The sequence below is a fragment of the Pedobacter sp. UBA5917 genome (genome assembly GCF_002432345.1).
Lineage (GTDB): Bacteria > Bacteroidota > Bacteroidia > Sphingobacteriales > Sphingobacteriaceae > Pedobacter.
This window is the reverse complement of record NZ_DJDT01000272.1, coordinates 1-5,929: the sequence shown is the minus strand read 5'-3', so window position 1 is coordinate 5,929 and position 5,929 is coordinate 1. Positions and strand designations below refer to the sequence as shown.

The 5,929-nt window shown below is 37.8% G+C and carries 6 protein-coding genes; 4 read left to right on the top strand and 2 right to left on the bottom strand.

The window, feature by feature from the left end; genetic code table 11:
* Positions 1 to 230: 230 nt before the first annotated feature.
* Positions 231 to 527 carry a hypothetical protein gene (locus tag B2V92_RS18415; RefSeq protein WP_293310924.1) on the top strand — a complete coding sequence of 99 codons (297 nt, stop codon included), beginning with the start codon at positions 231 to 233 and terminating at the stop codon, positions 525 to 527.
* A gap of 439 nt (positions 528 to 966) precedes the next feature.
* Here the strand turns inward: B2V92_RS18415 and dnaK are convergent, their stop codons facing one another.
* Positions 967 to 2,871 carry a molecular chaperone DnaK gene (gene dnaK, locus B2V92_RS18410; RefSeq protein WP_293310922.1) on the bottom strand — a complete coding sequence of 635 codons (1,905 nt, stop codon included), beginning with the start codon at positions 2,869 to 2,871 and terminating at the stop codon, positions 967 to 969.
* A 513-nt stretch (positions 2,872 to 3,384) separates the two neighbouring features.
* Between dnaK and B2V92_RS18405 the strand changes: the two genes are divergently transcribed.
* Positions 3,385 to 3,744 (top strand): DUF1304 domain-containing protein, encoded by a 360-nt coding sequence (locus tag B2V92_RS18405; protein WP_293310920.1) that lies wholly within the window; start codon positions 3,385 to 3,387, stop codon positions 3,742 to 3,744.
* 46 nt (positions 3,745 to 3,790) lie between these two features.
* On the top strand, positions 3,791 to 4,366 hold the full coding sequence (locus B2V92_RS18400) for a murein L,D-transpeptidase catalytic domain-containing protein (protein ID WP_293310918.1): 576 nt from the start codon (positions 3,791 to 3,793) through the stop codon (positions 4,364 to 4,366).
* On the opposite strand, the gene B2V92_RS18395 is transcribed toward B2V92_RS18400, so the two are convergent.
* Entirely contained in the window at positions 4,363 to 5,094 is a 732-nt protein-coding gene (locus B2V92_RS18395; protein WP_293310916.1) for a hypothetical protein, read from the bottom strand. The genes B2V92_RS18400 and B2V92_RS18395 overlap by 4 nt on opposite strands.
* A 149-nt stretch (positions 5,095 to 5,243) precedes the next feature.
* Between B2V92_RS18395 and B2V92_RS18390 the strand changes: the two genes are divergently transcribed.
* The gene (locus B2V92_RS18390; protein ID WP_293310914.1) at positions 5,244 to 5,849 is read left to right on the top strand and encodes a hypothetical protein; all 606 of its coding nucleotides are present in this window, start codon (positions 5,244 to 5,246) and stop codon (positions 5,847 to 5,849) included.
* Positions 5,850 to 5,929: the final 80 nt, after the last annotated feature.

Sequence of the window (5,929 nt, the reverse complement as noted above, 5' to 3'; positions counted from 1 at the left end):
CCTAGAATACGACCGGAACGCAACTTGTACCGATTTTTTATCGGTAGTGGAGCGGAGAGATCTATTACGAAATAGATTTAGCTTCGTTGAGCCTTCGGGTTCTCAACTTCGTTACACTCCGCTCGAAATGACAACAATGGAGGAACTTATTTGGTTGGACCGTAATGCACAAACTTATCTAATTGTAGCGTCTCGCTACGACACAGAAACAGATTGTTTAACAATGCACCATGAAAATAACTAATTTTAAGCCTTTGCTTTTTGTTTCTGCCTCACTCCTGTTTTGGGTTTTCACCATTATAACGCTTATTGCTGCCGTAGCCGTTGAAGAAGGCACTGATGGAAATAGTTCTATTATACAGGCGATAGCCAAGCCATATTATATTTTCCGTTTTCCTACACACACGCTGTTCTTTGGCTTTATGGACGGACCTATTTTCTATTATGGATTATTGTTCAATAGTTTATTTTACGGGTTCTTAACAGAACGAATTGTTTGCCTATTGCGCAACAGAAAATTAACTTAACAGGTTTTTACCATATAAGATATTAAGGAATATATAAGTTAACCCAATCGCTATTAAACCTGGCCAAAAGCACAGTTCCTCCTTCCATAAACCCGACAGCAGCGACAGCCCCCATCCCGATTTTTCATCGGGATCATCAGGGCTATAGCGAATGGCGGGGCTGCAGTTCCCGAAAAGTACAGAACCGTTCGTTTCAAAAAAACAAAAAAAGTCGTTTATAAACTATATTGGTTTTAATAAAAAAATCGTCATCTCGACTGGAACGCAGTGGAATGGAGAGATCTACCTCGATAGATTTCTCGACTGCGTTGCACTCCGCTCGAAATGACGGCCTCTATTAAAACCTGCGAGGTTTAGCGCATAAAAAAAGCGCTCCTGAAATAATCAGGAACGCTTTCTATTTTTATCCTCCCAAGACTTTCGACTCAGGACTGAAGACTTATTTATCTTCTTTCACTTCTTCAAAATCAACATCGGTAACGTTATCGCCACCACCCTGAGGCTGACCATCAGCTTGTGGTTGTTCGCCACCTTGAGGCTGACCGCCATCTTTGTACATTTCTTCTGAAGCAACATTCCATGCAGCCTGTAATTCAGCAGAAGCAGCATCGATATCAGCGAAGTTACGTGAACCGTGAGCTGCTTTCAATTTCTCTAAACCAGCTTCGATCGGTGCTTTTTTATCAGCAGATAATTTATCACCAAACTCTTTCAACTGTTTTTCAGTAGAGAAGATCAATGCATCAGCACCGTTGATTTTATCAGCTTCTTCTTTTTGCTTAGCATCATCTGCAGCATTAGCTTCGGCTTCTTCTTTCATTTTTTTGATCTCAGCATCAGTTAAACCTGAAGATGCTTCGATACGGATTTTTTGCTCTTTACCAGTAGCTTTATCTTTTGCACTTACATGTAAAATACCGTTGGCATCAATATCGAATGATACTTCTACCTGAGGCACACCACGAGGTGCTGGTGGAATACCATCTAAAATGAAACGACCGATTGTACGGTTTTGAGCAGCCATTGGGCGCTCACCCTGTAAAATATGGATCTCTACCGAAGGCTGGTTATCAGCAGCAGTTGAGAAAGTTTCAGATTTTTTGGTTGGGATAGTTGTGTTAGACTCGATTAATTTAGTCATTACACCACCCATAGTTTCAATACCCAATGATAAAGGAGTAACGTCTAACAACAATACATCTTTTACATCACCGGTTAATACACCACCTTGAATTGCAGCACCGATAGCTACAACCTCATCAGGGTTAACACCTTTACTTGGCTCTTTACCGAAGAAAGCTTTAACAGCCTCCTGGATTGCAGGGATACGGGTTGAACCACCTACTAAAATGATTTCGTCGATATCGCTTGTGCTTAAACCAGCGTTTTTCAGAGCAGATTTACAAGGATCGATAGTACGTTTAATTAAGCTATCAGCCAATTGCTCAAATTTAGCACGTGATAATGTACGTACCAAGTGTTTAGGTCCGCTGGCATCAGCTGTAATATATGGTAGGTTGATTTCAGTAGAAGTTGTGCTCGATAACTCGATTTTAGCTTTCTCAGCAGCTTCTTTTAAACGTTGTAAAGCCATTGGATCTTTAGAAAGATCCATGCTGTTTTCTGATTTAAACTCATCGGTTAACCAATCAATAATGATGTGGTCAAAGTCATCACCACCTAAATGGGTATCACCATCTGTTGATTTAACTTCGAAAACGCCATCACCTAATTCCAATACAGAAACGTCGTGTGTACCACCACCACAGTCAAACACAACAATTTTCATGTCTTTGTGTGCTTTATCCAAACCATAAGCTAAAGCAGCTGCAGTAGGTTCGTTGATGATACGTTTTACAGATAAACCTGCAATTTCACCAGCTTCTTTAGTGGCCTGACGTTGTGCATCGTTAAAATAAGCAGGTACAGTAATTACCGCTTCAGTAACTTCCTGACCAAGGAAATCTTCAGCAGTTTTTTTCATTTTTTGTAAAATCATTGCAGAAATCTCTTGTGGAGTATATTTTCTGTCATCGATTTCTACACGTGGTGTATTGTTATCACCTTTAACCACTTTATAAGGTACACGGCCAGCTTCTTTCGCACTTTCGTCGTAGCTGTTACCCATAAAGCGTTTAATCGAATATATTGTTTTTGTTGGGTTGGTTATAGCCTGACGTTTAGCAGGCTCGCCAACCTTACGCTCACCGTTTTCTGCAAAAGCAACAATAGACGGTGTAGTACGTTTACCCTCACTGTTTGCGATAACTACAGGCTCGTTGCCTTCCATTACGCTCACGCAAGAGTTTGTTGTTCCTAAGTCTATTCCAATAATTTTTCCCATTGTATTTTTAATTTCTCTTTTAAAGTATTATAATTTCTACTCCTATTAAACAATGCTTGTGCCAATTGGTTTTTGGCAGAAAATATCGCTAAAAGACTGATAAAATGTAAAAAAAGAGGTTGGAGTTTACTGACAGCATGACAGAAAGGGATGGATGATGTAAGATGGCAGATGGATGAGGGGACCAAAGACTAAAGCAGAAAGATCAAAGCGGAAAGACTAAAGACCAAAGCGGAAAGACTAGTAAAGCAGAATGAATTATTTAAAATAATGTGAAAATGAATGTCAGTAATACTTCGGCAATACCAGCCCTGCTATAGCTTTATCCCGATGTAAAATCGGGATGTTCGCTCCTATCAGGTTTATTAACAACGGCCAGTGCAAAAAATCGACTGACGGGCTAAAACATACCCCATACAATAATCCTCAAAGTTTTATATCTTTATTATAACTTAACTTAATCCGTGAAATCACCTTATCTGTGCAATCATTTAAATCAGTGTAATCATCTATATGCAAGTAGCAGCTCAAATCGTAATCGGCTTAGTAGCCTTTATCCACCTTTATATCCTTTGGCTCGAAATGTTCGCCTGGACAACCAGGGCGCCAAAAGTTTTTAAAACCATCCCAAAAGATTTATTCGTGCCAACCAAAACACTGGCTGCAAACCAGGGCCTCTACAATGGCTTTTTGGCTGCAGGCTTAATCTGGTCGTTATGCATCAGCGATCACCAATGGAAAATTTATGTGGCGATATTCTTTTTAACCTGCGTAATTATTGCCGGCATTTACGGTGCCGCAACAGCCAGCAAAAAGATCCTTTATGTGCAATCCATTCCGGCATTGGTTGCGCTGATTTTATTACATTTATAACCCTTGCTTTTATCGGTCGGTGGCCCACCGACCGAAATAATTAATTATGCAAAAGTTATTCGCTCTCCTCATCTTATTTACGCTGTTTGGATTTAAACCTGTTGCAAACAACAAAATAAGCACTGATAGAATTAATGAAGCCTTAACTTTCTGCACAAAAAACAAAATGGATACATCAATTGCCATTATGGTTGATATGAGTATCCACTCTGGTAAAAACAGGATTTTTGTTTACGATTTTAAAAAGAAAGAAATCACTATCGAAGGCTTATGCGCCCATGGTGTTGGTGGTGGCAGCACCCCAACAAAACCGGTTTTCAGCAATAAAGAAGGGAGTTATTGCACCTCGTTAGGTAAATACAAAGTTAAAGGCCGTGCATACAGTAACTGGGGCATCAATGTACACTATAAAATGTATGGTCTGGAGAAAACAAACAGCAATGCTTTTAAACGTATTGTGGTTTTACATTCCTATACTCCGGTCCCTAATCAGGAAATTTATCCCCAAACCCTATTCGGACAGAGCGCGGGTTGTCCCGTTTTATCTGATGCAACCATGCGAAAAATAGATGAGCTGCTCAAAAACAGGAAAAAACCTGTACTACTTTGGATTTATGCTTAGTTAAATGGAGATGTAATCATTTTATTAGCATCATGTAAATAGGGTGTACTATAATCATTTGAAATTTGCCACTGTTCAGCATATTTTTCCAAAAGTTCTTCATGATTAATATTAAAAACATACGCAAAAATCTTTGCAACATGATTCTTTTCATAATTATCAGTTTTAAGAAATCCTCCACTGGGATTTAAAAAACCATCTTTTGCATTCTTATCATTTTCATAATCAGGAATCATTTCACCATTTATTTGAATAATTCTATCAGATAATCTCCAGGTAAATGTTGTAAAACCACTAATATGTTGAATAACTTTTGGCTTTCCATATTCTGCTATCAATTGTTTTATAAGGCTCATTTGCTGCTTAAAATCCGCATTTCCTTCAGCTGAAACCATCATCAGATTTTGTTTTGCATCGGTTACCGATTCAACTTTAAAAAAACAGACCTTTTTAAGTTTTGCTATAGTATCTATTTCCTTATTAATATTCATGATATAGTGAATGCCTATAACATTTCTATGATTGTCTCCCTCTAGTGTATTAAAACTAGTATCAACCTGCGAATAATAGTTGTCGGTAATTTGCCTTTTTAACGATTTTTCATATAAATGCGTTGCATCTAAATTAAAAGAGAAATCATTTAGATCGAAAATTCCGTCTCCTAATTGTTTTTTAGGTTTACAAGAAATGAAAAAAAGTAGAAAGATGATGAAAAAGCGTAATTTCATATGGATATTTAATGTTTCAATAAGGTAATCTACAACCCCAATAACCGTTCCAAATGATGGTAGCCAATTTCAAAATATACCTTGTTGGCTATAATCTATTTTATGGAAATCTCTTCAGTTCTACATCATTTCCCAAACCACTAACCAAAATGAAGAAATATTTTATCGCAATTGCACTTTTGGGGATCATCCATACTGCAAAATCCCAAAACACGAAACCTGTTGAAAGTTTTGAAAAAATAACCAGCGACAATAACTTAATGTTAGATCAACCTATGGGTTTTGTAAAAACAGAACCTATCAAAAATTCAGCTATGCTATATGAATACGCAGTAATCGACACTTCGAAACATATAGAAATCAGGTATGCTGTACGTTCTTTAACCGAAAGGGTAAAAGAATACAAAAAGTGGTTGGAAACAAAAAAAGAAGGAGAAATCAGAATAAATCCCAACACCATGCCATCGGCTACACTTATGGCAATTGCTATGAACATAGCCGGCGACTTCACCAAAACACCTTCTATTCAACAGTTTCCGGCACCAGCTGTGAAAAAAGATTTTAATGCCGACGCAGGATTTTTCACCGTAGTTACACCAACCAAAAATTTTGGCAAAGATTATAAATTCTGCATGGTGGTTGCCATATACAAAGAAGATATTGCCGATGCCTATACGTTTATATTGACCGATGAAATGGAAAATCTTAAAAAATACATCACCCCTGCTATTTTCAACGCTTTAAGATTTAAATAATAAATAGCGGATAAGTTTTATTAAAGTACGCTAAAAATGGCTCTTATTCTTTTCGGTCGGTGGCCCACCGACCGAAATAA

Excerpts from the sequence above, each read along its gene's own strand:
- B2V92_RS18415 (WP_293310924.1), top strand. The coding sequence starts at position 231 with ATGAAAATAACTAATTTTAAGCCTTTGCTTTTTGTTTCTGCCTCACTC.
- dnaK (WP_293310922.1), bottom strand. The coding sequence starts at position 2,871 with ATGGGAAAAATTATTGGAATAGACTTAGGAACAACAAACTCTTGCGTG.
- B2V92_RS18405 (WP_293310920.1), top strand. The coding sequence starts at position 3,385 with ATGCAAGTAGCAGCTCAAATCGTAATCGGCTTAGTAGCCTTTATCCAC.
- B2V92_RS18400 (WP_293310918.1), top strand. The coding sequence starts at position 3,791 with ATGCAAAAGTTATTCGCTCTCCTCATCTTATTTACGCTGTTTGGATTT.
- B2V92_RS18395 (WP_293310916.1), bottom strand. The coding sequence starts at position 5,094 with ATGAAATTACGCTTTTTCATCATCTTTCTACTTTTTTTCATTTCTTGT.
- B2V92_RS18390 (WP_293310914.1), top strand. The coding sequence starts at position 5,244 with ATGAAGAAATATTTTATCGCAATTGCACTTTTGGGGATCATCCATACT.